The 25284-nt window shown below is 62.4% G+C and carries 20 protein-coding genes; 17 read left to right on the forward strand and 3 right to left on the reverse strand.

The annotated features are described in order from the left end of the window. Window positions 1–513 precede the first annotated feature (513 nt). Window positions 514–990 carry an FKBP-type peptidyl-prolyl cis-trans isomerase gene (locus tag H2Z84_RS14760; RefSeq protein WP_181836663.1) on the reverse strand — a complete coding sequence of 159 codons (477 nt, stop codon included), beginning with the start codon at window positions 988–990 and terminating at the stop codon, window positions 514–516. A 146-nt stretch (window positions 991–1136) separates the two neighbouring features. Then, entirely contained in the window at window positions 1137–2003 is an 867-nt protein-coding gene (purU, locus tag H2Z84_RS14765) for a formyltetrahydrofolate deformylase (protein ID WP_181836664.1), read from the reverse strand. 227 nt (window positions 2004–2230) lie between these two features. Between purU and H2Z84_RS14770 the strand changes: the two genes are divergently transcribed. The 6 genes from H2Z84_RS14770 to H2Z84_RS14795 all read left to right on the forward strand — a co-directional run bounded on the left by H2Z84_RS14770 (window position 2231) and on the right by H2Z84_RS14795 (window position 9564). Continuing rightward, complete coding sequence (locus H2Z84_RS14770; RefSeq protein WP_103525426.1) at window positions 2231–3484, forward strand: sarcosine oxidase subunit beta family protein; 1254 nt, start codon at window positions 2231–2233, stop codon at window positions 3482–3484. Between the two features lie 10 nt (window positions 3485–3494). Further along, the gene (locus tag H2Z84_RS14775) at window positions 3495–3788 is read left to right on the forward strand and encodes a sarcosine oxidase subunit delta (protein WP_103525425.1); all 294 of its coding nucleotides are present in this window, start codon (window positions 3495–3497) and stop codon (window positions 3786–3788) included. Beyond that, window positions 3785–6802: a sarcosine oxidase subunit alpha family protein gene (locus H2Z84_RS14780; protein WP_181836665.1), complete on the forward strand. Its 3018-nt coding sequence runs from the start codon at window positions 3785–3787 to the stop codon at window positions 6800–6802. The genes H2Z84_RS14775 and H2Z84_RS14780 overlap by 4 nt, the downstream gene beginning before the upstream one ends. Window positions 6803–6821: 19 nt before the next feature. Further along, window positions 6822–7478 carry a sarcosine oxidase subunit gamma gene (locus H2Z84_RS14785; protein ID WP_181836666.1) on the forward strand — a complete coding sequence of 219 codons (657 nt, stop codon included), beginning with the start codon at window positions 6822–6824 and terminating at the stop codon, window positions 7476–7478. A gap of 67 nt (window positions 7479–7545) precedes the next feature. Beyond that, the gene (locus H2Z84_RS14790) at window positions 7546–8514 is read left to right on the forward strand and encodes a dipeptidase (protein WP_181836667.1); all 969 of its coding nucleotides are present in this window, start codon (window positions 7546–7548) and stop codon (window positions 8512–8514) included. A 204-nt stretch (window positions 8515–8718) separates the two neighbouring features. Continuing rightward, a complete protein-coding gene (locus tag H2Z84_RS14795; protein WP_181836668.1) occupies window positions 8719–9564 on the forward strand; it encodes a glycine betaine ABC transporter substrate-binding protein in 846 nt (281 codons plus the stop codon). Between the two features lie 35 nt (window positions 9565–9599). On the opposite strand, the gene H2Z84_RS14800 is transcribed toward H2Z84_RS14795, so the two are convergent. Next, window positions 9600–10529, reverse strand: coding sequence for an alpha/beta hydrolase (locus tag H2Z84_RS14800; protein WP_181836669.1), 930 nt, complete (start codon window positions 10527–10529; stop codon window positions 9600–9602). Between the two features lie 319 nt (window positions 10530–10848). Here H2Z84_RS14800 and H2Z84_RS14805 point away from each other — a divergent pair, with 319 nt between their 5' ends. The 11 genes from H2Z84_RS14805 to H2Z84_RS14855 all read left to right on the forward strand — a co-directional run bounded on the left by H2Z84_RS14805 (window position 10849) and on the right by H2Z84_RS14855 (window position 25044). Then, entirely contained in the window at window positions 10849–11382 is a 534-nt protein-coding gene (locus tag H2Z84_RS14805) for a DUF5943 domain-containing protein (protein ID WP_103525419.1), read from the forward strand. A 15-nt stretch (window positions 11383–11397) separates the two neighbouring features. Continuing rightward, window positions 11398–13458, forward strand: coding sequence for an NADH:flavin oxidoreductase (locus tag H2Z84_RS14810; protein ID WP_181836670.1), 2061 nt, complete (start codon window positions 11398–11400; stop codon window positions 13456–13458). 1 nt (window position 13459) lies between these two features. Next, window positions 13460–15349, forward strand: a complete 1890-nt coding sequence (locus tag H2Z84_RS14815) for a DUF3483 domain-containing protein (RefSeq protein WP_181836671.1) — start codon at window positions 13460–13462, stop codon at window positions 15347–15349. A gap of 62 nt (window positions 15350–15411) precedes the next feature. After that, window positions 15412–16512, forward strand: coding sequence for an electron transfer flavoprotein subunit alpha/FixB family protein (locus H2Z84_RS14820; protein WP_181836672.1), 1101 nt, complete (start codon window positions 15412–15414; stop codon window positions 16510–16512). A 143-nt stretch (window positions 16513–16655) separates the two neighbouring features. Then, window positions 16656–17402: an adenine nucleotide alpha hydrolase family protein gene (locus tag H2Z84_RS14825; protein ID WP_181836673.1), complete on the forward strand. Its 747-nt coding sequence runs from the start codon at window positions 16656–16658 to the stop codon at window positions 17400–17402. A gap of 81 nt (window positions 17403–17483) precedes the next feature. Then, complete coding sequence (locus tag H2Z84_RS14830; protein ID WP_181836674.1) at window positions 17484–18749, forward strand: aromatic ring-hydroxylating oxygenase subunit alpha; 1266 nt, start codon at window positions 17484–17486, stop codon at window positions 18747–18749. Between the two features lie 149 nt (window positions 18750–18898). Beyond that, window positions 18899–20014 (forward strand): FAD-binding oxidoreductase, encoded by a 1116-nt coding sequence (locus tag H2Z84_RS14835; RefSeq protein ID WP_181836675.1) that lies wholly within the window; start codon window positions 18899–18901, stop codon window positions 20012–20014. A gap of 766 nt (window positions 20015–20780) precedes the next feature. After that, window positions 20781–21830: a quaternary amine ABC transporter ATP-binding protein gene (locus tag H2Z84_RS14840; RefSeq protein WP_181836676.1), complete on the forward strand. Its 1050-nt coding sequence runs from the start codon at window positions 20781–20783 to the stop codon at window positions 21828–21830. An 81-nt stretch (window positions 21831–21911) separates the two neighbouring features. Then, complete coding sequence (locus H2Z84_RS14845; RefSeq protein ID WP_258869422.1) at window positions 21912–22778, forward strand: ABC transporter permease; 867 nt, start codon at window positions 21912–21914, stop codon at window positions 22776–22778. A 94-nt stretch (window positions 22779–22872) separates the two neighbouring features. Then, window positions 22873–23859, forward strand: coding sequence for a GlxA family transcriptional regulator (locus H2Z84_RS14850; RefSeq protein WP_124642474.1), 987 nt, complete (start codon window positions 22873–22875; stop codon window positions 23857–23859). A 156-nt stretch (window positions 23860–24015) separates the two neighbouring features. Beyond that, the gene (locus H2Z84_RS14855; RefSeq protein ID WP_258869423.1) at window positions 24016–25044 is read left to right on the forward strand and encodes a choline ABC transporter substrate-binding protein; all 1029 of its coding nucleotides are present in this window, start codon (window positions 24016–24018) and stop codon (window positions 25042–25044) included. The last annotated feature ends 240 nt before the right edge of the window (window positions 25045–25284 follow it).

The raw sequence follows: 25284 nt of genomic DNA on the forward strand, positions 1-25284 counted from the left end.
CCGTCACGTGCCAGCTGGCTGCTGATGGCCAACAGCAGCTATGCTATCACATTGACATAATCTCTTGGCCCGAGTCAGGCCCCTGCTTCATCACCTTTCACGACAGCAAGCATCGCGCTGGCCAAACCCATTCCCGTCAGCGCAAGCCGAGGTGGATGTGCCGCCCCCTTGTACACCTGCCTGCTATCTCTCCGGTCCATCCCGGCGCAGCAAAAGACAGGGCCACGACGGCGGGGCGAGTGCCGCGAGTTGTCTTTGCCCTTGATTTTTATGCAGTGTTCGAAGGATTGGGCTGCTGGGAATCCGTGCGTGCGGATGATGATTCGCCTTGCCGCTTCGGCGCGGCGGATGGCAAGGAGGGGAGTGTCGGTGCGGTGGGGAATTGACGGATTGCCGCATGGTGGCCGGCTATGCGGCATTGTGTTCAGTCAGTGCACTATCCTGTCTGCCACTGCGCTGCATAAACAAAGCCCTCCGCAGCGGGAGGGCTTTGACAGTCAGACAAGGGGAGAATCAGTGCTGATGCCCGTGCTCGCCATGCACATGCTGGTGAGCAATTTCCTCGGCCGTGGCCGCCCGTACATTCAGCACGGTGATGGCAAAGCGCAGGGTCTTGCCGCACAGCGGGTGGTTGCCGTCCAGCAACACGGTGGGGCCTTTGATCTTGGTGACAAAGTAGTAGCGCGGCTCGCCATCCGGGCCGATGCGCTGGATCTGGCCGCCTACCTTGATGCCGGGCGGGAAGTCGGCCTTGGGCATGGTGGTGACTAGGGCTTCGTCGCGTTCTCCGAAGGTGTCTTCGGTGGCCAGCTCCAGCGTGGTTTGAAAGCCGGCTTCCTGGCCTTCCAGTGCGGCTTCCAGCTTGGCGAACAGATTGTCGTAATCGCCGTGCAGGTAGGAAACGGGGTGCTTGCCATCGTCGTAAACCTGGCCTTGGCTGTCGGACACTTTCATGCGCAGGGTGACGGCGCTGTTTTCAGTGATTTTCATGGTGGGCAATGGGCTAATAAATTGGGCCGGGAAGGTTGGCAGCTCGGCGCTGGAGTGTCAACTTGCCGGCCACATTGCGTGCAGTCGTGTTTGCCCCATCGTTGCATGCCTTGTCGTGGCGGTGGGGCAGTCGAACCTGCAAGCAGCTAGCGCAACACCACCGTGCGGTTGTCGTTGAGGAACACCCGCCGCTCCAGGTGATAGCGCACGGCGCGGGCCAGCGCCTGGCATTCCATGTCGCGGCCGGTGGCCTGCAGGTCTTCCGGGGTGCAGGCGTGGTCTACCCGGTCTACCACTTGTTCGATGATCGGGCCTTCATCCAGATCGTCGGTGATGTAATGCGCGGTGGCGCCGATCAGCTTGACCCCGCGCTCGTGGGCCTGCCAGTAGGGGCGCGCACCCTTGAAGCCGGGCAGGAAGGAGTGATGGATGTTGATGGCGCGCCCGGCCAGCAGGGCACTGGTTTCGCTGGATAGCACCTGCATATAGCGCGCCAGGATCACCAGCTCGGAGCCGGTTTCCTTGATCAGCGCCAGTACGGCGGCTTCCTGTTCGGCCTTGTTAGCCGGGCTGACCGGCAGGTGGTGAAAGGGCAGGCCGTAGGCTTCGGCTATGGGGGCCAGGTCGCGGTGATTGGAAACAATGGCGGTCACGGTCATTTCCAGGTCGCCCATTTTCTGCCGGTACAGCAGGTCGTTCAGGCAGTGGTCCAGCTTGGACACCATGATCATCACCCGCGCCCGCTCGCGGCGGTCGTGCAGCTGCCAGCGCAAATCCTGATAGTGCTGGTTCATCTCGGCCATGCCGGCCGCCAGCCGTGACCGGTCGAAACTTTCCGCTTGCGGGTGGAAGACGCAGCGCACGAAAAAGCGCTGGCTGCTGGGGTCGTCGAATACCGCCAGCTCGTCGATATAACAGCCCTGCGACTCCAGCAGGGCAGAGAAACGGGCAACCTGGCCAGAGGCGCTGTGGCAGGTAAAGCTCAGGACATAAGACGGGGTGGTGGCAATCATGGCTGGTCTTCCCTTGTAGTACAGGCGTGTTGCCTGCGGTGTGTGCGCTAACCCTAAGGCCTGTCTGGCCGCTGTGCTGGCTTGCAAACGCCGGATTTACGTCGATTTCAGACATGTTGTGCGGTGTCGGCTGTGGGCAAGTGCTTGTCCTTTTCAGCCAAACGGGATAGGGGAGAGGCCGGGAGAATGGGCCTTGTCCGAATACATCCACCCCGCTGGAGCCGCAGATGGCAAACCGATACTCCTTGTGGAGCCTGATCAAGAACGGGCTCAAGCATCATGAAAGCTGGCAGCCGGCCTGGAAAAGCCCGCAGCCGAAGAAGCAGTACGACGTGATCATCGTCGGCGGTGGTGGCCATGGCCTGGCCACGGCCTACTACCTGGCCAAGGAACACGGCATCAAGAATGTGGCGGTGCTGGAAAAGGGCTATCTGGGCGGCGGCAATACCGCACGCAACACCACCATCATCCGTTCCAATTATCTGTGGGACGAGGCGGCGCACTTGTACGAACACGGCCTGAAGTTGTGGGAAGGCCTGTCGCAGGACCTCAACTTCAATGTGATGTTCAGCCAGCGTGGCGTGATGAACGTGGGCCACACCCTGCAGGACATGCGCGACATCGAACGCCGCGCCAATGCCAACCTGCTCAACGGCGTGGACGCGGTGGTGATGACCCCGCAGGAAATCAAGGACATGGTGCCACTGATCGACATCAGCAACCGTGCGCGCTACCCCATCATGGGCGCCAGCTTCCAGCCGCGTGGCGGTGTCGCACGGCACGATGCGGTGGCCTGGGGCTTTGCCCGTGGCGCGTCCGAGCTGGGCGTGGACATCATCGAGCAGTGCGAAGTCACCGGCCTGATCATCGAAGGCGGCCGCATCAAGGGGGTGAATACCAGCCGTGGCGATATCATGGCCGACCGCGTGGGTTGCGTGGCGGCGGGTAATTCCTCGGTACTGGCCAAGATGGCCGGGCTGCGCCTGCCGCTGGAAAGCCACCCCTTGCAGGCTTTCGTGTCCGAATCAATGAAGCCCTGCATCGACACCGTGGTGATGTCCAATGCCGTGCACGGCTATGTCAGCCAGTCGGACAAGGGCGAGCTGGTGATCGGTGCCGGTATCGACAGCTATCTGGGCTATGGCCAGCGCGGCAGCCCGCATGTGATCGAGCACACCGCCGCCGCCATCATCGAGATGTTCCCGTCCTTCTCCCGCGTGCGCATGAACCGCCAGTGGGGCGGCATTGTGGATGTGTCGCCGGACGCCTGCCCCATCATCAGCAAAACCCGTATCCAGGGCCTGTATTTCAACTGCGGCTGGGGCACTGGCGGCTTCAAGGCCACCCCCGGCTCGGGCAATGTGTTTGCCCACACCATCGCCCATGACGATCCGCACCCGCTGAACCGGGCCTTCTCGCTGGACCGTTTTGCCACCGGACATCTGATCGACGAGCACGGCGCTGCTGCCGTGGCTCACTAGGGAGAGGCTTATGTTGGTGATTACCTGCCCGTACTGCCAAGAGGCGCGGGAAGAAGAAGAATTCAGCTATGCCGGCGAAGCCTATATTGCCCGGCCGGCGGTGCCGGAAGAGGCCGACGACGCCACCTGGGGCGACTATGTGTTCCACCGCAAGAATCCGCGTGGCTGGCACTGGGAGCAATGGCAGCACGTGGCTGGCTGTCGCAAGGTGTTCGCCGTCAAGCGCCATACCGTCACTTATGAAATTGCCGGTTCCTGGACACTGGCCGACGGCAAGGCACTGTATCTGAAGGAGCAAGCATGAGCGGCTACCGCATCCATCGCCCGGGCGAGCGCATCAATCGCCAGAAACCGGTCAGCTTCCAGTTTGACAATGTGCAGTACAAGGCTTTTTCTGGTGACACCCTGGCCTCGGCCCTGCTGGCCAACGGCGTGCGCCTGATTGGCCGCAGCTTCAAGTATGGCCGGCCGCGCGGCATCGTCGGCTTTGGTGCCGAAGAACCCAATGCGCTGATCCAGCTGGAAACCGGCGCCCATACCGTGCCCGACCTCAAGGCCACGCAAGTGGAGCTGTACCAGGGCCTGCTGGCCGGCAGCACCACCGGCTATCCCTCGCTGGATTTCGACCTCAAGGGCCTCTTGGGCAAGTTTGGCCGCTTCATGCCGCCCGGCTTTTACTACAAGACCTTCATGGAGCCGGTGAAAGCCTGGCCCGTTTACGAGAAATACATCCGCAAGGCGGCGGGTTACGGCCATGCCCCGGTCTTGCCCGATCCGGAAAGCTACGACCACCTGCACCATCATATTGATGTGCTGGTGGTGGGCGGCGGCGCTGCCGGCCTGTGGGCGGCCACGCTGGCTGGCCGTGCCGGCCTGAAAACCCTGCTGGTGGACGAACAGTCCGAAATGGGCGGCTGGCTGCTGACCGAGCGTCGCAGCCGTATTGACGGCCTGTCCGGCATGGACTGGGTGAACCAGCGTCTGGCCGAACTGGCCAGCCTGCCCAATGTCAGCGTGTTGCCGCGCACGACGGCTTTTGCCTTGCATGATCTGAACCTGGTGCAGGCGGTGGAACTGCTGCAAGACCACCTGCCGCTGACCGAGCGCAATGCCGCGCTGCCACGCCAGCGTCTGCACAAGATCCGCGCCCATCAGGTGATTCTGGCCAGCGGTGCCATCGAACGCCCGCTGGTGTTTGGCTATAACGACGTGCCCGGTGTGATGACTGCCGCTGCCGGTCACAGCTATCTCAACCGTTACGGCGTAGCTGTGGGCCGCGAAGTGCTGGTGCAAACCCAGAACGATGCCGCCTACGAAGCCGCGCTGGACCTGGCGCAGTGCGGGGTCAAGGTGATGCTGGCCGATGCCCGGCAGGGCGGGGCGGCGGCATGGCGGCAACAGGCGTTGAAGAGTGCTGGTGTCGAGCTGCTGCTGGGCCATGGCATTGCCAAGGTGCTGGGCGACAAGAGCGTCAGCGGCGCGCAGCTGGTGAAGCTGGATGGCCGCAACAATCAGGTGGTCGGCTCCGGTCCGCGCCTGAGTGTGGATACCGTGCTGTCCTCCGGCGGCCTCACCTCTACTGTCCACCTGTTCTGCCACAACGGTGGCCGCCCAGTGTGGAATCAGCAGCAGCTGTCCTTTGTCTGCCCGGATGAAGGCCGCGACAATATCGCCTGTGTTGGTGCCATTACCGGCCGCTGGGAGCTGTCCGAGGCGCTGGGCCAGACCCACGCCGCCGTGGCTGCCCTGTTGCTGGGCCACGGCCGTGGCAGCAGCGGCAATGCGCCCAGCGTCGCCAGCGAAGAAGTGGCCGCCCCGCGCGCCATCTTCCGCCTGCCGGATGGCAAGCCGGAAGGCCATGGTGCCAAGGCCTTTGTCGACTACCAGAACGATGTGGCCGCCGCCGACATCCACACCGCCATTCGCGAAAACTACCGCTCCATCGAACACGTCAAGCGCTACACCGCGCTGGGCTTTGGTACGGATCAGGGCAAGCTGTCCAATATCAATGGTTTTGCCATTGCTGCCGAAGCACTGGGCAAACCCATTGCCGAGGTGGGCACCACCACCTACCGCCCGTCCTACACCCCGGTCACCTTCGGGGCTCTGGCCGGGCCGCATGTGGGCGAAACCTTCGATGTGCGCCGCTACACCGCCATGCATGCCAGCCATGATGCGCGCAAGGCCGAGTACGAAGTGGTGGGCCAGTGGCTGCGCCCCTGGTACTTCCCCAAACCGGGCGAGGACCTGCATGCCGCAGTGAACCGCGAATGCCTGGCCACCCGTAACAGCGTGGGGGTGATGGATGCCTCCACCCTGGGGAAGATCGACGTCAAGGGCCCGGATGCGCGGGAATTCCTCAACCGCATCTACAGCAATGCCTGGAGCAAGCTCGACCCCGGCAAGTGCCGCTACGGCCTGATGCTGGATGAGAACGGCATGGTGATGGACGACGGCGTGACCGCCTGCCTGGCAGACGACCACTTCCACATGACCACCACCACCGGTGGTGCAGCACGGGTTTACAGCTGGCTGGAACGCTGGCACCAGACCGAATGGCCGGAGCTGAAAGTACGCTTTACCACCACCACCGACCACTGGGCCACGGTGGCCGTGGTGGGGCCGAACAGCCGCCAGGTGCTGCAAAAGCTGTGCACGGACATCGACTTCGACAAGGACGCCTTCAAGTTCATGGATGGCCGCAGCGGCACCGTGGCCGGCCTGCCGGCACGGGTGTTCCGCATCAGCTTCTCCGGTGAACTGGCTTACGAAATCAACGTGGATGCCAACTATGGCCGCTACATGTGGGAAGAAGTGATGAAGGCGGGTGCCGCGTTCAACATCACTCCCTACGGCACCGAAACCATGCACGTGCTGCGTGCCGAGAAGGGCTTCATCATCGTCGGTCAGGATACCGACGGCTCGATGAGCCCGAACGATCTGGCCATGAGCTGGGCTGTCGGCATGAAAAAGCCGTTCAGCTTCCTCGGCAAGCGTTCGCTGCTGCGCTCGCACACCGCAGGTGAAGGCCGCAAACAGCTGGTGGGCCTGCTGCCGCTGGACCCGAAAGTGGTGCTGGCCGAAGGCGCGCAGATTCTCAGCAATACCGATGACACGGTGCCGGCTGCCATGCAGGGCCATGTCACCTCCAGTTATCACAGTGCCTTCCTTGGCCGCTCCATTGCCATGGCTGTGTTGAAGGATGGCAGCAAGCGTGAGGGCGACACGGTGTTCGTCTGGGCGCATGGCAAGAGTGTGCCGGCGCAGGTGGTGTCGTCAGTATTCGTGGACAAGGAAGGGGTGCGTCAACATGCCTAAGCAAGGTTTCCAACCATTCATGGAGTCGCCGCTCCATCACTTCAAGCTGGATGCCGAGGCGCAACCGCGCCGTGCCGATGGCCGCATCTGGTGTAACGAACTGCCGCACCTGGGCTATGCCGTGCTGCGTGGCGATACCGCCGAAGCCGGTTTTGCCCAGCTGGTGGAGCAGGTCACCGGCCTCGCCCTGCCGCTGAAAGCCGGGGCAGTCAGCCAGGGCCCGCAAGGTGTGCTGATGTGGACCTCGCCGGACGAATGGCTGCTGGTGAGCCATCGCCAGCGCCTGGCCGACTGGACTGCGCAGCTGGATGCCGGTTTTGCCGCGCAACAGCTGTTTGCCCAGACGGTGGACTCCAGCGGCGGCCTGACCCTGGCCTGGCTGGGTGGCACGCAGCACATCACCGTGCTGCGCCACCTGGGGGTGTACGACTTCGAATCCATCCCGCTGGGCCATATGGTGAGCACCGTACTGGGCAAGGCCACCGTGCAGGTCATCCGCCTGGATGGCGACGGCGTGTTCGTGCTGTTCCGCCGCAGCTTTGCCGACTACGTGTGGCGGCTGCTGCGCCGCGCCGCCCAGCCCTACGGCTTTGCCGTATGCCAGCTGGAAGCGCGCAGCGATCACCCGCTGTTTGCCCAGTTGGCCGCACCGCAGCCGCTGCTGGTTTCAGCCTGAGGCCATGCCCAGTGCGCATTAAGCCGCTGGCTGCCGCCCAACCGCTATTTGCAAGGGAGAATACGAAATGACGCTACATCAGGATGCCTTGGTCATCGATGGCCTGATTATTGCCAAATGGAGCCGCGAGGTGTTCGACGACATGCGTCGTGGTGGCCTGTCGGCGGCCAACTGTACCGTGTCGGTCTGGGAAGGTTTTCAGGACACGGTGGGCAATATCGCCGAGATGAAAAAGCAGATTCGCGATTACAGCGACATCCTCACCCTGGTGCGTACCACGGAAGATGTGCGCCGCGCCAAGGCCGAGGGCAAGACCGGCATCATCCTGGGTTTCCAGAACGCCCATGCCTTTGAAGACAACCTGGGTTATATCGAAGCCTTTGCCGACATGGGCGTGCGCGTGGTGCAGCTGTGTTACAACACGCAAAACCTGGTGGGCACCGGCTGCTACGAGCGTGACGGCGGCCTGTCCGGCTTTGGCCGTGAAGTAATTGCCGAGATGAACCGGGTGGGCATCATGGTCGACCTGTCCCATGTGGGCGGCAACACCTCACGCGAGGCCATTCTGGAATCGAAAAAACCGGTGTGCTACTCGCACTGCCTGCCCTCCGGCCTCAAAGAACACCCGCGTAACAAGAGCGATGAAGAACTGCGCTTCATCGCCGACCACGGCGGCTTCATCGGCGTCACCATGTTCCCGCCCTTCCTCAAGCGCGGCATCGAGGCCACGGTGGACGACTATGTCGAAGCCATGGACTACATCATCAATCTGGTGGGTGAAGACTGCGTGGGCTACGGCACCGACTTTACCCAGGGCTACGACAAGGGCTTCTTTGACTGGATCACCCACGACAAGGGCCGTCATCGCCGGCTGACCAATTTTGGCACCATTCTCAATCCGGAAGGTATCCGCACCATCGGTGAAACACCTAATCTGACCGCTGCCATGGAAAAGGCCGGCTGGTCGGAAGGCAAGATCCGCAAGGTGCTGGGTCAAAACTGGCTGCGGGTATTTGCAGATGTCTGGGGGCGTTAGAGCTTGAGCGGGGTCGCAAGGCCCCGCTTTTTTTCGCCCGTCGGTTTTGTGCCGGGCGCAAAACATCAACAAGCCATCACAAGAACCCTGGGCCGCAAGCGCACCGGGCATGCAGTCGCAACAACAGGCGCCCGCCATTATTGGCTGCGGCAAGCCTGTGCAGTTCATCCTTGATTCATCCTTTTCTATTCTGTGGAGAACGCAATGCTGAAACGCCATTTCCTTGCCCTGCTGCTAGCCGGTCTGGCGCTGCCATTCTGTAGTCAGGCGGCCGACAAACCCACCATCAAGATCGGCTATGTAGAGGGCTGGTCGGACAGTGTGGCCACCACCAATGTGGCCGCCAACATCATCCGCAACAAGCTGGGTTACCCGGTGGAAATCGTGCCGGTGGCCGCCGGCATCATGTGGCAGGGGGTGGCACGGGGTGATCTGGATGCCACCTTGTCCGCCTGGCTGCCTACCACGCACGAGGCCTATTACACCCAGTTCAAGGACAAAGTGGTGGATGTGGCGGTCAACTACCCGGGGGCCAAGATCGGCCTGATCGTGCCGGACTATGTCGCTGCCCACTCCATTGCCGACCTCAATGCCAACAAGGCGGCATTTCAGGGCCGTATTGTCGGTATTGATGCCGGTGCCGGCGTGATGAAGAAAACCGAAGAAGCCATCAAGAAATACCAGCTGGACTACACCCTGCTGCCCAGCTCCGGTACCGGCATGGCGGCCGAACTGGCCCGCTCCATCAACAACAAGAAAGCCATTGCCGTTACCGGCTGGATTCCGCACTGGATGTTTGCCAAGTGGAAGCTGCGCTTCCTGGATGACCCGCAGAAAGTCTATGGCGACGCCGAGCATGTCGATAGCGTGATCCACCCCGGCCTTGCTACCAAGGCACCGGAAGTGGTGGCCTTCCTGAAGAAATTCCGCTGGAAGCCGGAAGAGATCGGCAAGGTGATGCTGGATGTGGAAAATGGTGCCAAGCCGGCCGCCGCAGCCGATGGCTGGGTCAAGGCCAATCCGGCCAAGGTTAGCGAGTGGACGCATTGACACTGTGTTGATGGCGGGCAGCCGGCCGCTGCCGGTTAGCCGCTGTCAAAATTAGTCAGTAACTGGCTGCCTGGCCGGCTGAAGTGCTCACCCGCATGGCCTTGCTGGGTGGGCGGCTCTGGTGCACGGGACAGCGCGGCGCGCTGTTCCAGCCAGTTGGCCAGCAAGGGCCAGATTTCGGTTTTGGCATTCTTGGACAGCAATAGCCGGTCGTGGCTGTAGTCTTCCAGAAAACCATGGTCGCGGTCGCACAGCACAAAGCGCTGATCCTGGCTGGCAAAGCTTGCCAGCAACTGCCGGCAACCATCCCCCGGCGAGATGAAGCGATCCGCCCCGCCGGCCAGGGCCAGTACCGGCAGGGTTTGCTGGCCTAGTGCGGCCAGGTAGTCGAAGCCATCCGCGCTGTGTATTTTTCCCCGTAGATTCCAGCGGCACCACTGCCGCAGCAGCAGGCTGCTTTCCGCCTCGCTGGCCACCGTGGCCCAGCGCGGCGAAATCTGCTGCCGTAAGGGCAGCAGCATGGACATCAGCCGTATCTGCCATTGTGGCCACCATGGCCGGTCTGTGCTGCTGGCCTGTGCCGCCAGCAATAGCAGCCCGGCCAGCCGCTTGCAGTCTGCTCCCTGGCGCGCCAGCCACAGGCTGGCGATCAGTCCGCCGCCGGAATGACCCAGCCAGAATGGCCGCTGCGCGCCGCATTCTTCCTCTACTGCCCGCAGGATGGCGACCACGTCTTGTCCGGCAATGGTTTCAAAATTGTAGGGATGGCGTGGCATGGCGCTGCTGCCATGGCCGCGCCAGTCAAACAGCCAGCACTGCCAGCCGCGTGCCGCCAGATGGCGGGCCAGCGGGGTACAGCTGCGCTGATTGGAAAAAGTGCCGTGCGACAGGATGAGGGGCGGGGCGTCACGGTCGCCTATCCTGCTGATGAACAAGCGGGTGCCATCGTCGGTAATGGTATGCATGGGCTGGACCAGATTAAAGAGGAGGTAAGGAGCCGGCCAGGCCGGGCTGGTTCATGACCGTTGAATATGCACGGATTGATAGCCAGCTTGGACTGGCAGAATTTGCAGGATCAGGACCCGCCTGAATGGTCGCCCCGCCACCGGGGAGGGCTGCTTCATTGTCTTTCAGGCCGGGCTTACGGTCGCGGCTTGTCCGGGAACGACCAGCTGGTCGGTATGGGGCAAATACCTGTCGTGCCCGCTGCACCGCCGGTGCGGGGCCTGCTGCACCATGCTGGGCAATGGCGGACAAATCGCCCATCTTGCTCAGGAGAGTGGCATGCAACCTCAACTTCCCATCGACGTCGATGCCGAAACCGGCGTCTGGACTACCAACGGCCTGCCCATGCTGTATGTGCCGCGTCATTTCTTCATCAACAACCATCTGGCTATCGAGGCCGCGCTGGGCCGTCGCGTGTATGCCGATTCGCTGTACGAAGCCGGCTACCGCTCTGCCCATTTCTGGTGTGGCAGTGAAGCGCAAACCCATGGCCTGAAGGGCAAGGCGGTGTTCGAGCACTATCTGTCGCGCCTGTCGCAGCGCGGCTGGGGTCAGTTCAGCTTCATCGAGGCGGACGAAGTGACCGGCAATGCCAGCATCCGCCTGGACAACTCCTGTTTCGTACTGGCCCAGGGCGTGGCCGGTGCGCCGCAGAGCGAACACATGGCCTGCTATTTGTTTGCCGGCTGGTTTGCCGGTGCCATGGACTGGGTGGGTGAAAACCTGGGCCATGACTACCGCACGGTCAGCCGCGAAAGCCAGTGTGCCGGCCTGGGTGCCGATTACTGCATCTTTACTGTTCACCCCTTGTAAGCCGGGAGTCGCCCCATGCGCTATCCGCACCTGTTTGCGCCCATTACCCTGAACAAGCTGACGCTGCGCAACCGCGTGGTGAGCACCGCGCATGCCGAGGTGTATGCCGAGCCGGGCGGCCTGCCCGGCGACCGTTACATCCGCTATTACGAAGAAAAGGCCAAGGGCGGCCTGGGGCTGGCCATCTGTGGCGGCTCGAGTCCGGTGTCCATCGACAGCCCGCAAAGCTGGTGGAAGTCGGTGAACCTGGCCACCGATGCCGTTATCGAGCCGCTGGCACGACTGAGCGAGGCCATGCACCGCCACGGCGCCAAGATCATGATCCAGGCCACCCACATGGGCCGCCGCTCCAGCTATTACGGCGAGCACTGGCCGCACCTGGTCAGCCCGTCCGGCATTCGCGAGCCGGTGCATCGTGGCAATGCCAAGACCATCGAGACGCATGAAATCCGCCGCATCATTGCCGACTTTGCCCAGGCTGCGCGCCGGGTGAAGGCCGCCGGCATGGACGGCATCGAAATTTCCGCCGCCCACCAGCATCTGATCGACCAGTTCTGGAGCCCGCGCACCAACTTCCGCACCGACGAATGGGGCGGCAGCTTTGAAAACCGTCTGCGCTTTGGCGTGGAAGTGCTCAATGCGGTGCGGGCCGAAGTGGGGCCGGATTTCTGCGTTGGCCTGCGCATGTGTGGTGATGAGTTTCACGAAGACGGCCTCAGCCACGACATGCTGAAAGACATTGCGGCGGCCATGTCGGAAACCGGCCTGATCGACTACCTGTCGGTAGTGGGTTCCGGGGCCGATACCCACAACACCCTGGCCAATTGCATGCCGCCGATGGCACTGCCGCCCGAGCCCTTTGTGCATCTGGCCGCCGGCATCAAATCCGTGTCCAAGGTGCCGGTGATGCACGCACAAAGCATTCGCGACCCGGTACAGGCCGAGCGCATTCTGGCCAGCGGCATGGTGGACATGGTGGGCATGACCCGCGCCCATATGGCTGACCCGCATCTGGTGATCAAGATCCGCGATGGCAAGGAAGATCAGATCCGCCAGTGTGTGGGCGCCAACTACTGCATTGACCGCCAGTATCACGGTCAGGACGTGCTGTGCATCCAGAATGCCGCCACCAGCCGCGAAGCCACCATGCCGCACGACATTGCCAAGGCGGACAAGCTGCGCAAGGTGGTGGTGGTGGGCGCTGGCCCGGCCGGGCTGGAAGCCGCCCGCGTGGCACGCGAACGTGGCCACGAGGTGGTGCTGTTCGAGAAGCAGCCGCAGGTAGGCGGGCAGATCGTACTCGCCGCCAAGGCTCCGCAGCGCGAACAGATGGCCGGCATCGTGCGCTGGCTGGACATGGAAACCCAGCGTCTGGGCGTGGATCGCCGTCTGGGCGTGGCCGCCGACAAGGCGATGATTCTGGCGGAAAAACCGGACATCGTGGTGCTGGCCACTGGTGGTATTCCCTATACCAGCCAGGTGCCGGACTGGGGCGTGGACGAAGGCGTGGCGGTCAGCAGCTGGGACATCCTGTCCGGCAAGGTGGAACCGGGCAAGAACGTGCTGGTGTATGACGCGGTGAGCACCCAGGCTGGTTTTGGCGTGGCCGACTTCCTGTCCAGCCGTGGTAGCACGGTGGAAATCGTCACCCCGGACGTGAAAGTGGGCGACGACACCGGCGGGACAACCTTCCCGATTTTCTACCGCCGCCTGTACGCACAAGGCATCATCCCCACCCCCAATTTCTGGCTGGACAAGGTGTATGCCGAGGGCGACAAGAAAATCGCCGTGCTGCGCAACGAATACACCGAGGCGCTGGAAGAGCGGGCGGTGGATCAGGTGGTGATCGAAAACGGCATCCTGCCCAATGACAGCCTGTATTGGGACATGAAGGAGCTGTCGAAAAACCAGGGCCAGACCGATGTCCACACCCTGTTCGCTTCGCAGCCGCAGCCGTCCTTGTCGCAGCCGCTGGCGGCGGGTGAGTTTTTGCTGTTCCGCGTGGGTGACTGCATTTCCATGCACAACATCCACGGTGCCATCTACGACGCCCTGCGTCTGGTGAAGGATTTCTGACATGAGCTTCTCCCTTGCCCATGCCCTGACCGGACTGTTCTGGCTGGGTGCGCTCCTGCTACTGGGTGGCCTGGCCAGACGCGCCAGCCTGTGGCAGCAGGGGCGCAGCGCCAGTGTGTCCTGGCTTGGCCTCTTGGCCATGCCTAAGCGTTATTTTGTCGATATCCACCACGTGGTGGCGCGCGAGCCCGCCGTGGCCCGCGCCCACGTGGCGGCTGCCGGTGGTGGCGTTGCCATCCTGCTGCTGTCGGCACTCAACTACGGCCTGATGCTGTACCAGGGCTGGCTGGACGTGTTGCTGGTGCTGATGGCCGTCGTGATGCTGCTGGGCGCACGCATGATGCAGGCACGGCGTCTGCAAGCACCGCCGCGGCTGTCGCAAGGCCGCTGGCAAGTGCTGCCGGCCCGTCTGCGCCTGTTTGCCCTGGGCAGCCTGCTGGCCGCCGGCCTGCTGTTTGCCGGTCCGCAGCTGGGCCTGGCCGGGCAACTGATTGCCGTGGTGGCATTGCTGATGCTGGCCTTGGGCGGTGCCGAACTGGCGCTGGGCATTGGCCTGGGCTGGCCGATGAAACATGCGGTGGCCGGTTTGCTGCATCTGGCTTTCCATCCGCGTGTCGAACGCTTTGCCGGTAAATCCTCCGACCTCAAGCCGCTGAATCTGGCCGCTGGTGAGCTGGGCGTGGCCAAGGTGGAGGATTTTGCCTGGAACCGCCTGCTGTCTTTCGATGCCTGCGTGCAATGCGGCAAGTGTGAGGCGGCCTGTCCGGCCTATGCCGCCGGGCAGCCGCTCAACCCGAAGAAGCTGATCCAGGACATGGTGGCGGCGCAAAGCCGTGGCACCGACCCGGCCTATGCCGGCAACCCGCATCCGGGCCGCGAGGCCACCGTGGTGGTGAAGCCGGGCGAGGACATCGTTGGCAGCGTGCTGGCGGCGGAGACGTTGTGGTCCTGCACCACCTGCCGCGCCTGCGTGGAAAACTGCCCGATGCTGATCGAGCACGTGGATACCGTGGTCAACCTGCGCCGCCATGTCACCCTCAGCCGTGGCGAAGTGCCGGGCAAGGGCAGTGAGGCGCTGGCCAATCTGCGCAATACCGACACGGTGGGCGGCTACCCGCTGGCGGTGCGTTACCACTGGGCCATCGACCTGGACCTGCCGCTATTGCAGCCGGGCGAGCACACCGAATGGCTGCTGCTGGCCGGTGAGGGCGCGTTCGACATGCGCTACCAGCGTGCACTGCGCGCCTTGGTGAAAGTGCTGAAGGCGGCTGGCGTAAACGTAGCCGTGCTGGGCGCAGCCGAGCGCGACTGCGGCGACGTGGCGCGGCGTCTGGGTGACGAAGCCGGTTTCCAGCGGCTGGCCCAGGCCAATATCGCCACGCTGGCGCAATACCGCTTTGCCCACATCGTCACGCCGGACCCGCATGTATTCCACTGCCTGGCCAATGAATACCCGGCGCTGGGCGGCCAGTTTGACGTATGGCACCACAGCAAGCTGCTGGAGCATCTGCTGGCGCGTCGTGCCATTCCGCTGAAGGCCGATGCCACGCCGCTGCCGCCGCTCACCTTTCACGACCCCTGCTATCTGGGCCGTTACAACGATGGCTTCAATGCGCCGCGCAATGTGCTGAAAGGCATTGGTATCAAGGTGGTGGACATGCAGCGCTCCGGGCGGGATGCCCGCTGCTGCGGCTGGGGTGGTGGTGCAGCCTTTACCGATATTCCCGGCCAGCGCCGTATTCCCGACATGCGCATGGACGACATCCGCGAAACCGGCACCGGCCGGGTGGCGGTGGCCTGCCCCAATTGCACGGCCATGCTGGAAGGCGTGGTGGGTGAGCGGGCAGACGTGATCGAACTGGCCGAACTGGTGGTCGAGCGCCTGGCCTGAGGCGGGCCGGGGCAGGGTGCTGCTGCACCACCTGGTTCGACCATCCTTACAAGGAGAATGTGATGGATTTTTCTACCCAGGCCATTCCGCGCATCGACCCGCGTCGCCCGTGGGTGCTGGGGCCCAGCGGCCTCAAGCGCATTGTGCTGGGCGATGACAGCGGCAGCCGCGATGCCGCCCTGCTGGCCCACGGCCCGGCCCACAAGCCGCTGCGCAGTAGCGGGCCGTTCAGCCAGCGCCTGCTGGTGGTGGCCCATGCCGAGCGCGGCCAGCTGGATGATGCGGCCCGCGAAGCCATCGCCGCCGCCGCCATTCTGGCGGGCAAGGACGGCGAAGTACTGGCCTTGCTGTACGGCATGCAAGACGCTGCGCCGGAAGCGCTGGCCGAGCTGGCGGTGGACCGCGCCCTGACCGTGGCCGACCCCGGTTATGCGCCGGAACAGAAACTGGCCTTGCTGCAACAACTGCTGCAGCAGGAAAGCCCGCATACCGTGCTGTTTGCCGACCGTAGCGAGGATGCTGACCTAGGGCGACGTCTGGCCTGCCGCGCCCGGCTGTCGGTGGTGACGGATGTGGTGGAAATTGCCGCTGATGGAGTGCGCCGTCGCCAGCCCGGTGCCGGTTTCAGCCTGCGTGAGCGCGCACAAGTGCTGTTGTTGGCGCGCGGAGTGGCCGAGGCCAAGCTGCCCTTTGTCGGCAAGGGCGAGCGGCTGCAAACCGCTGCCTTGCCTGCCATCAGCGAACAGGTGCAGGACCTGGGCAGTGCCGCCAGTCCGGCTTCGCAGTTGGCGCTGGAAGAGGCCGACCTGATTGTGTCTGCGGGTAATGGCGTCAGTAATGTGCCGGGCTTTCTGGCGCTGGCCGAAGCGCTGGGCGCTGCCGTGGGTGCGTCCCGCGTGGCGGTGGACGATGGCCGCTTTAGCCGCGACAAGCAGGTGGGGGCCACCGGCAAGACAGTGCAGGCCAGTGCCTATATCGCGCTGGGCATTTCCGGTGCGGTACAGCACCTGCAGGGCATCAAGTCCTGTCGTCATGTGATTGCGGTGAACCTGGATGCGGCAGCCCCCATGATCAAGCGTGCCGACCTCAGCATCATCGACGACTGCCAGTCCTTCATCAGCGCATTCGAGGCGCTGGTGCGGCGCGAGCGTAATTTAGTCTGAGGCAAATCTCGCGAGCTAGAGTGAGACAAGGCGGAAACGCGTGAGGAAGCCGAGTTTACATGCGCGTAAATGAGCATTCCGAAGGCGTTTTTAACGCAGTATCACCGAAGCGCAGCAGATTTCGGCTTTAAGGAGACACTGAAATGAAAATAGCCGTATTGATTGCCCCCGCCGTGCATCCGGTCAGTGGCCGGCCCTGTGCCGGCGAGGCCGATCTGGCCGCACTGGCACTGGCGCAGCGCCTGTCGTCCCAGGTGGATGTCTGGTATGCCGGAGCCGCCGACGATGCCGCGCTGGCCGACTATCTGGCGCGCGGTGCCACACATATCCACACTCTGGCACTGGCGGCGGGCCGCGAGGTACTGAGCCCCCTGGCCGAGGCCCTGCAGGATTACGCCTTGGTGCTGTGTGGCGCTCGTGCCGGTGGCGGCGATGGCTCCGGCCTGCTGCCCTATCAACTGGCCGAACAGCTGGGCCGAGCCTTGTTGCCGGATGTACTCGACTTGTCGAAATCCGACCAGCAATGGCAGGCGCTACAGGCGCTGCCCAAGGGTGTGCGGCGCACACTGGCGGCCAAGCTGCCGCTGGTAGCCAGTGTCCATGCCCGTGCGGCCAGTGCTGTCGGCTGGAGTTATGCCCGGCTGCAACAGGGCAAGATCCAGCGCAAAGCCGCCACTGGCGCGGCCTTGCCCCAGGTGGTGCTGGAGCCGGCCCGCCGCGCGCGGGCGCTGGTGGCTGCCAGTAAGGTCAGCGGCCATGCCCGCATGCAGGGTGCCATTGCCGGGGGCGAAGGCAAGTCGGCCGGGATAGTCGTAAAACAGGGTGATTCTGTCGAGAAAGCGCAAGTTGTGCTGGATTACCTCAGGCAACATCAGCTCGTCGATTTCTGACAACAACCCCGCAGCATCCGACCAGCACCCCACCCACCGGCTCGCAGGATGCAAACCAAGACTTGTTTGGAGATGAGTGAAATGCAACAGAGCGCCATTACCTTCCAGCCGGTGCACAAACTGCGCGAGCTGGTCGCCCGCCGCCAGCCGGGCCATAGCCTGGAAGCGCCGTTTTACAATTCGCAGGAGGTGTTCGAGGCCGACCTCAAATACATCTTCCAGCGTCACTGGATTTATGTGGCGGTAGCGGCGGAAATCCCCGAGCCGGGCGACTATGTCACCGTGGAGATCGGCAAGGAACCCATCCTGATCCTGCGCGACGACGACATGCAGATCAAAGCCTTCCACAATGTCTGCCGTCATCGCGGCTCGCGCCTGTGTGCCGATGAAAAAGGCTCGGTGGGCAACCTGGTCTGTCCTTATCACCAGTGGACCTACAACCTGGCCGGCAAGCTGATTTTTGCCGACCACATGCCGGAAGGCTTCGACCTGACGCACCACAGCCTGAAGCCGGTGCATCTGAAAAACCTGGAAGGCCTGTTGTTTGTCTGTCTGGCCGACGAGCCGCCGGCCGACATCGACCAGATGCTGGAGCAGATGGGCCCCTATATCGCCCCGCACCAGATCGAAAACACCAAGGTAGCTGCCCAGATCGACATCATCGAGGCCGGTAACTGGAAGCTGACGATGGAGAACAACCGCGAGTGCTACCACTGCACCGGCAACCATCCCGAGCTGACCATCTCGCTGTATGCCTACAGCTACGGCTTTGCCCCCAAGGCCGAACTGGCGGCTGGCCTCGCCAATTACGAAAACATCGTCAAGGACAGCCATGCGCGCTGGGAGGCCTGTGGCCTGCCGTCGGCGGAAATCGAAAAGCTGTCCGATGTGTCTGGCTTCCGTACCATGCGCATGCCGCTGGACCGCAAGGGCCAGTCGCAAACCATGGACACCGGCGCAGCCTGCAAGAAGCTGTTGGGCGACATCAAGGACGCGGATTCGGGTGGCCTGTCCTTCTGGACGCAGCCCAACTCCTGGCACCATTTCATGGCCGACCACATCGTCACCTTCACCGTGCTGCCGCTGAGCCCGGACACCACCCTGGTGCGTACCAAGTGGCTGGTGCACAAGGACGCGGTGGAAGGCGTGGATTACGACGTGGCCAACCTCACCCGCGTGTGGAACGCCACCAACGGCCAGGATCGCCATCTGGTGGAAGAGTCGCAAGTGGGTGTCAACAGCAGTGCCTACCGTCCCGGCCCTTACTCGCCCTATACCGAAGAACTGGTGGAAAAATTTACCAGCTGGTATATCGGCCGTATGGAAGCCGGCCTGGAGCAGGGATAAGCCTGCATCGTGCGCTCTGCTGCTGCAGAACCCGGGCGCAGCAGGCCGTGAACCTTTATTGAGGCAGTACGCGGCAGGCCAGTTTGGCCTGCCGTATTCACCACAGCAACAGCCCCCAAAGGGCGATCTGCCCGTGTCGAGGACCAACCATGACCAGCGCAAGCATACCCAGCAGCCCGGACTATCACCCGCAGCCGGCCGATCTGCCGCTGTGGGATCTTGCCGAAGACAGCACGCTGCAGTGCGTGCAGGTGCGGGAAGAAACGCACGATGTCAAAACCTTTGTTTTCCGCGCCGATCCGCCGCGCCGCTTTCATTACCAGCCCGGCCAGTTCATCACGCTGGAGCTGGAAATAAACGGCGAAAACATCAATCGCTGCTACACCCTGTCGTCTTCTCCCACCCGGCCTGACCGGGTCAGCATTACCGTCAAGCGCATCCCTGGTGGCGTGGTGTCGGGCTGGCTGCATGACAGCCTGCGGCCCGGCATGCAGCTGAATGTGCTGGGACCGTCCGGTGAATTCACCTATGTGCGCCATGCCAGCACGCCCTATCTGTTCTTGTCTGCCGGTAGCGGCATCACCCCGCTGATGTCGATGAGCCGCGCGCTGACCGATCTGGCCAGCGGCGCAGATATCGTGTTCGTACACAGCGCCCGCTCTCCGCGTGACATCATTTTCCGCAAGGAGCTGGCCCAGCTAGCGAGCAGCCATCCCACTTTCAGCCAGGCCATTGTCTGTGAAAACCGCCAGGGCGAACCGGAATGGCCGGGTTTTACCGGCCGACTGGATGCCGCCCGTCTGCTGCACATGGTGCCGGACCTGATGGCGCGCCAGGTGTTCTGCTGCGGCCCGGCACCCTATATGGCTTCGGTGCGACAGCTGCTGCAGGACTGTGGCTTTGACATGCAGCACTACCACGAAGAGAGCTTCAATTTTGCCGAGCTGGCCGCCGCCGCGCCGGATGAGGCGGTGGACGAAATCTCAGCCAGCTGCGAGGGCGGTGGCTTTAATGTGCACTTTGCCAAGATGGGCGACGATTTGTCGGTGGCTCCCGGCCAGACCGTGCTGGCCGCCGCGTTGGCCAAGGGCATGCGTTTGCCGGCTTCCTGCACGCGTGGCGTGTGTGGTACCTGCAAGACCAAATTGCTGGAAGGCAAGGTGGACATGCAACACGAAGGTGGCATTCGCCAGCGCGAGGTTGATCAGGGCTATTTCCTGCCTTGCTGTAGCAAGCCGTTGACCGATCTGGTGGTCGACCGCTGAATTTCCCCTGGGCCTGCTTCCCCGGCAGGTTCGCCGTGTGGCTCCCTTGATGCCTGTCTGTCATTCCGATAGCAGGCATTTTTCTTGCTAATCACCTTTTAGCTGATCAGTGTGCTCGTGCGGAAATATTTGCTGCGTTGCGGTAGAGAAAAGCACTGGCTGTCGATGGGCGGAAAAAGCAATGTTGCTGTTTTTTTACGACAGCTATCAGTGGTGCTTGATGCTCATCCGGGGGCGGCTAAGGGCCTGATTTTGCTAGCGGGGATAAAGAATTGTCATTTTTCGACCTCATGTCGTTTCAAGACAGCTTGATGTCGGAATGCGGTTATTTTGAATACCACTAACTCCCTAAGGTGAGCCTTGATTTACATTAAATATTCTTCGAAATCGTCTGCTGCGCAAAGGATGCCTTGTTGGCTGGTGCCAAGCATCCGCTCGCCGCGATTCGCCCGCTCACGGCAGCATCTGCCGCACGGGTGACGGCCATGGGGAATAGACGACAGGCCGGCGTCACCGGACGCTGTGTGCAATGGGGTGCTGCGTTGCACACCGATCTGCCAGGCCAGCCTGGCACGCATGTATGAGATGGCCCGGAGCAAGGCACGACGCATCCGGGTAAACCACAGTACTGGCCGGCAGCAGCGCTGCCGTGCCGGACACGATGGATGACTTTCTGTTGCACAAGACTCCAGTACCCCGGACAGCGGTGAATGGAGCAGGTAGCAGGATAGGGCCAGCGTGCGATCGCTACGAAGGAGAAGAGACAATGCAGTCGGCCAAGATAGTGGTGAAGAACCTCTACAAGGTATTCGGAGGGAAGTCCGCAGACGTCATGCGCATGCTGAAGTCTGGCGAGCACAAGGATGAGATTTTCAAGAAAACCGGCAGCGTCGTGGGGGTCAACGACGTGTCGTTTGCGGTGGAAGAGGGCGAGATCTTCGTGCTGATGGGCCTGTCGGGCTCCGGCAAATCCACCTTGATCCGCCTGATCAACCGCCTGATGGACCCTACCGATGGCCAGATCATTCTGGACGGTCAGGACATCACCAAGCTTACGCCCAAGCAGATGGTTGAGCTGCGTCGGCGCGACATGAGCATGGTATTTCAGAGCTTTGCCCTGATGCCGCACCGCTCGGTGCTGGATAACGCCGCTTTCGGGCTGGAAATTTCCGGGGTAGACCGCAAGGCACGTGAAGCCCGTGGCATGGAGGTACTGGAGCAAGTGGGCCTGGCCCCGTTTGCGCACAAGTATCCGCATGAACTGTCCGGTGGCATGCAGCAGCGGGTTGGCCTGGTGCGCGCGCTGGCGGTCAACCCGTCACTGATGCTGATGGACGAAGCCTTCTCGGCGCTGGACCCGCTCAAGCGCTCGGAAATGCAGGACATCCTGCTGGATCTGCAGCGCGAACAGCGCCGCACCATTTTCTTTGTTTCGCATGATCTGGAAGAGGCCCTGCGTATCGGTACCCGCATCGCCATCATGGAAGGCGGGCGGCTGGTACAGGTGGGTACGCCGCAGCAAATCATCGAAAACCCGGCGGACGACTACGTGCGCAACTTCTTCAAGAGCGTGGATACCTCGCGCTATCTGCAAGCCAAGGACCTGATCGAAGTGGCCAATCCGCCGCACTCCGGCCGGCCTGGTCTGCATGTGCCGCCGTCCTGCAGCCTGCCCGATGTGTTGCAGCAGTTGCTGGGACAGAGCGAACCCTTGCAGGTGCGCGACGATCAGGGCCAGTGCCTGGGGCTGATTACGCCCAGCAGCGTGCTGAGCAAGATTTCCCAGCACCGCCTGCAAAGCACCGCCACCCACTGAACCGGACAACAGGCAGACCGTGCCATCCCCGTGCCACCGTGCCGGGAAGGTATGTGAGCCGCAGCGAAGGAGTACGCCGTCATGGCTGATATCAGCACGCAAGACATGTTGCCGATTGGCGACTGGGTCAACAAGGTCATTCATTTCATGCTGGACCACAACGCCGGGGCTTTCGACGCCATCGGCAATACCATCGACTGGTTTGCCACCATGGTGGAATTCCTGTTGCTGGGCATTCCTCCGCTGGTGATGGGAGCGATTTTCGCCGGAGTCGGTTTCTGGCGGCTGGGCTGGAAGTTTGCCCTGTTCGTCTGTGCCGCGCTGGGGCTGATCTGGGCCACCGGCTTCTGGGGCCAGACCATCGCCACGCTGGCACTGACCTTGTCTGCCACCTGTGTCAGCCTGCTGCTGGGGGTGCCGGTGGGCATCTGGTGTGCGCGCAACAAGCTGGTGGGCATGCTGGTGCGCCCGGTGCTGGACTTCATGCAGACCATGCCGGCCTTTGTCTACCTGATTCCGGCCGCCATGTTCTTTGGCCTGGGCCGGGTGCCCGGCATTCTGGCTACGGTGGTGTTTGCCGTACCGCCGGCCGTGCGCCTGACCAGCCTGGGCATCCGCATGGTGAACAAGGAACAGGTGGAAGCCGGCCATGCCTTTGGCTGTACCTCCTGGCAGCTGTTGTTCAAGGTGCAGCTGCCCATCGCGCTGCCGTCCATCATGGCTGGGGTCAACCAGACCATCATGATGGCGCTGTCGATGGTGATCATCGCCTCCATGGTGGGCGCGGGTGGCCTGGGCAACGACGTACTGGCCAGTATCCAGCGACTGGATGTGGGCTTAGGTTTTGAAAGTGGTCTGGCGGTGGTGCTGCTCGCCATCATTCTGGACCGCATTACCGAGAGTTTCGGCCATACGCCCACCACGCGGGCGGCCGAGCAGGGCAGCTAGCGGCGGGTGAGTACCCGGCCGGGCCGCGCGGCGTGTCCGCTGCGGCCTCCTTCATACAAAAACAGATCAACACACATCACATGCCGAGGTCACCATGGGTCCGCAACAAATCGCATCGTTGTCGCATATTGGTTTCCTCTTGCTCGACAGGTTTTCCATGATCGCCTTCTCCAATGCCGTGGAGCCGCTGCGCATGGCCAATTATCTGTCACGCAAGAAGTTGTATCGCTGGAGCCTGCTATCGGCCGATGGTCAGCCGGTCGCCGCCAGCAATGGTCTGGAACTCTCCCCCATCACTGCTCCCGAAGCCCCGCAGCAGTACGACATGCTGATTGTCTGTGGCGGCTGGCAGGTACGCGAAGCGGTGGACGACAAGGTGGTTTCCGTCATCCGCCGTTTCGCGGCACAGGGTGTGCCGCTGGGCGCCATCTGTACCGGTACCTTCGCCCTGGCCAAGGCTGGGGTGCTCAATGGCTACCGCTGTGCCATCCACTGGGAAAACCTGCTGTCCATCAGCGAGGAATTCCCCAAGACCAAATTCACTTCCGATCTGTTCGTGCTGGATCGCGACCGCTTTACCTGTAGTGGCGGCACCGCGCCGCTGGATTTCATGTGTCACCTGATCCGCCACAAGGGCGGCAAGAGCCTGGCGGCCGATGTGTCCGAGCAGTTCATCGTCGACCGCCTGCGCGACAATGGCGACCGCCAGCATATCCCGCTGCTGGCGCGTATCGGCACCGGCCATGAAACACTGGTGGATGCCGCGCTATCGATGGAAAGCAATATCGAAAACCCGCGTTCGCTGGAGAATCTGGCCGACGAACTGGGCGTGTCCTTGCGTCACCTGGAGCGGCTGTTCAAGCGTTATCTCAACACCACGCCGGCGCAGTATTACCTGGATTTACGCCTGCGCCGTGCGCGTGAACTCTTGCTGCAAACCAATATGAGCGTGATGGAAGTCACCGTGGCCTGTGGCTTTTTGTCCTCCTCGCATTTTTCCAAATCCTATCGCGGCCTGTTCGGCTACCCGCCCAGTCGTGAGCGCCAGCAGTATCTGGTGGACTCCGCGGTCATCGCCTGAGTTGCTGGGCGGCAAAACCGGCAGCTTGTGGTCGTTGCCAGCTCTGTTACTCCTTGCAGGGCTGGCTTTTTTTCTACGGCGCATTCATGCAAGTGGCGGTCGTGCTGGCGCAAGTCCCGCTGCGCCTGCGTGGCACTCTTGGCTGGTGTCGGTTCCATGTCCAAGCTGCGTGGCCGCATGTCCATGCTGTACGCCGAGGCAATCCTGTCGCTGGGTTCATCAAAATACTTATACGGGAGTGGTGTAATGAAGATTCGTAACATGATGCTGGGCACGGCCCTGCTGGCCATCACGGGCAGCGCGCTGGCCAATGATCCGGCGCAATGCCAGAAAGTGCGCTTTGCCGACGTGGGCTGGACCGATATCGCCGCCACCACCGGCATGGCCAGCGTGGTGCTGGAAGGCCTGGGCTACAAGCCCACTACCACCATTGCCTCAGTGCCGATTACCTTTTCCGGTATCAAGAGCAAGCAGATAGACGTGTTCCTGGGCTACTGGAATCCGTCGATGACGCCGGTGATCGAGCCCTTCGTCAAAGCCGGCCAGATCAAGGTGCTGGATACCCCCAATCTGGTCGGGGCCAAATATACCCTGGCGGTGCCAGACTACGTGGCGGCTGGCGGTTTGAAGGATTTCAAGGATATCGCCAAATTCAAAGACAAGCTGGCTGGCAAGATCTACGGTATCGAACCGGGTAACGATGGCAATCTGCTGATCGACGGCATGATCAAGAAAAACCAGTTCAGCCTGGCAGGCTTCAAGATGGTGGAGTCCAGTGAGGCCGGCATGCTGGCCGAAGTGGAGCGCTCCATTCGCCAGAAAAAGTGGATCGTATTCCTGGGCTGGGAACCGCATCCGATGAACGTGAAATACAAGATGGCCTACCTGACCGGTGGCGACGAGGTGTTCGGCCCCAATCTGGGCGAGGCCAAGGTGTTTACCGCCATCAGCCCGGATTACGAAACCCGCTGTCCGAATGTGGGCAAGCTGCTGCATAACCTGCATTTCACCACCAGCATAGAAAACCGCGTAATGGGGCCGATCATGGACAAGGTCAAGCCGGAAGTTGCCGCGCGTGACTACCTGAAAAAGAATCCGGACATTCTCAAGAGCTGGCTGGCCGGTGTCACCACACTGGACGGCAAGCCGGGCCTGGCTGCGGTGAACAAGGCACTGGGCCACTGATTTTATCGGCAGATGACCTCGTGCAAGCCCCGGCTCCGGTCGGGGCTTTTTGCTGGGGAGGCTTGGGTGCAGCTCACCTTAGTGTGATGGGGGGCGCACGGCAGTGATCAGCTGCACCAACGCGCCCATGGGCCCCGTCAAGCATGCCGACGGGTGGCCGGGGCGAGGTCTTAAGCGCCTGCCCTGTTTGAGCGATTTGACCTTAGCAAATCGCGAGTTCAGGCGCGCCTCTCCTCGGTC

Source organism: Aquitalea aquatica (assembly GCF_013911085.1).
Lineage (GTDB): Bacteria > Pseudomonadota > Gammaproteobacteria > Burkholderiales > Chromobacteriaceae > Aquitalea > Aquitalea aquatica.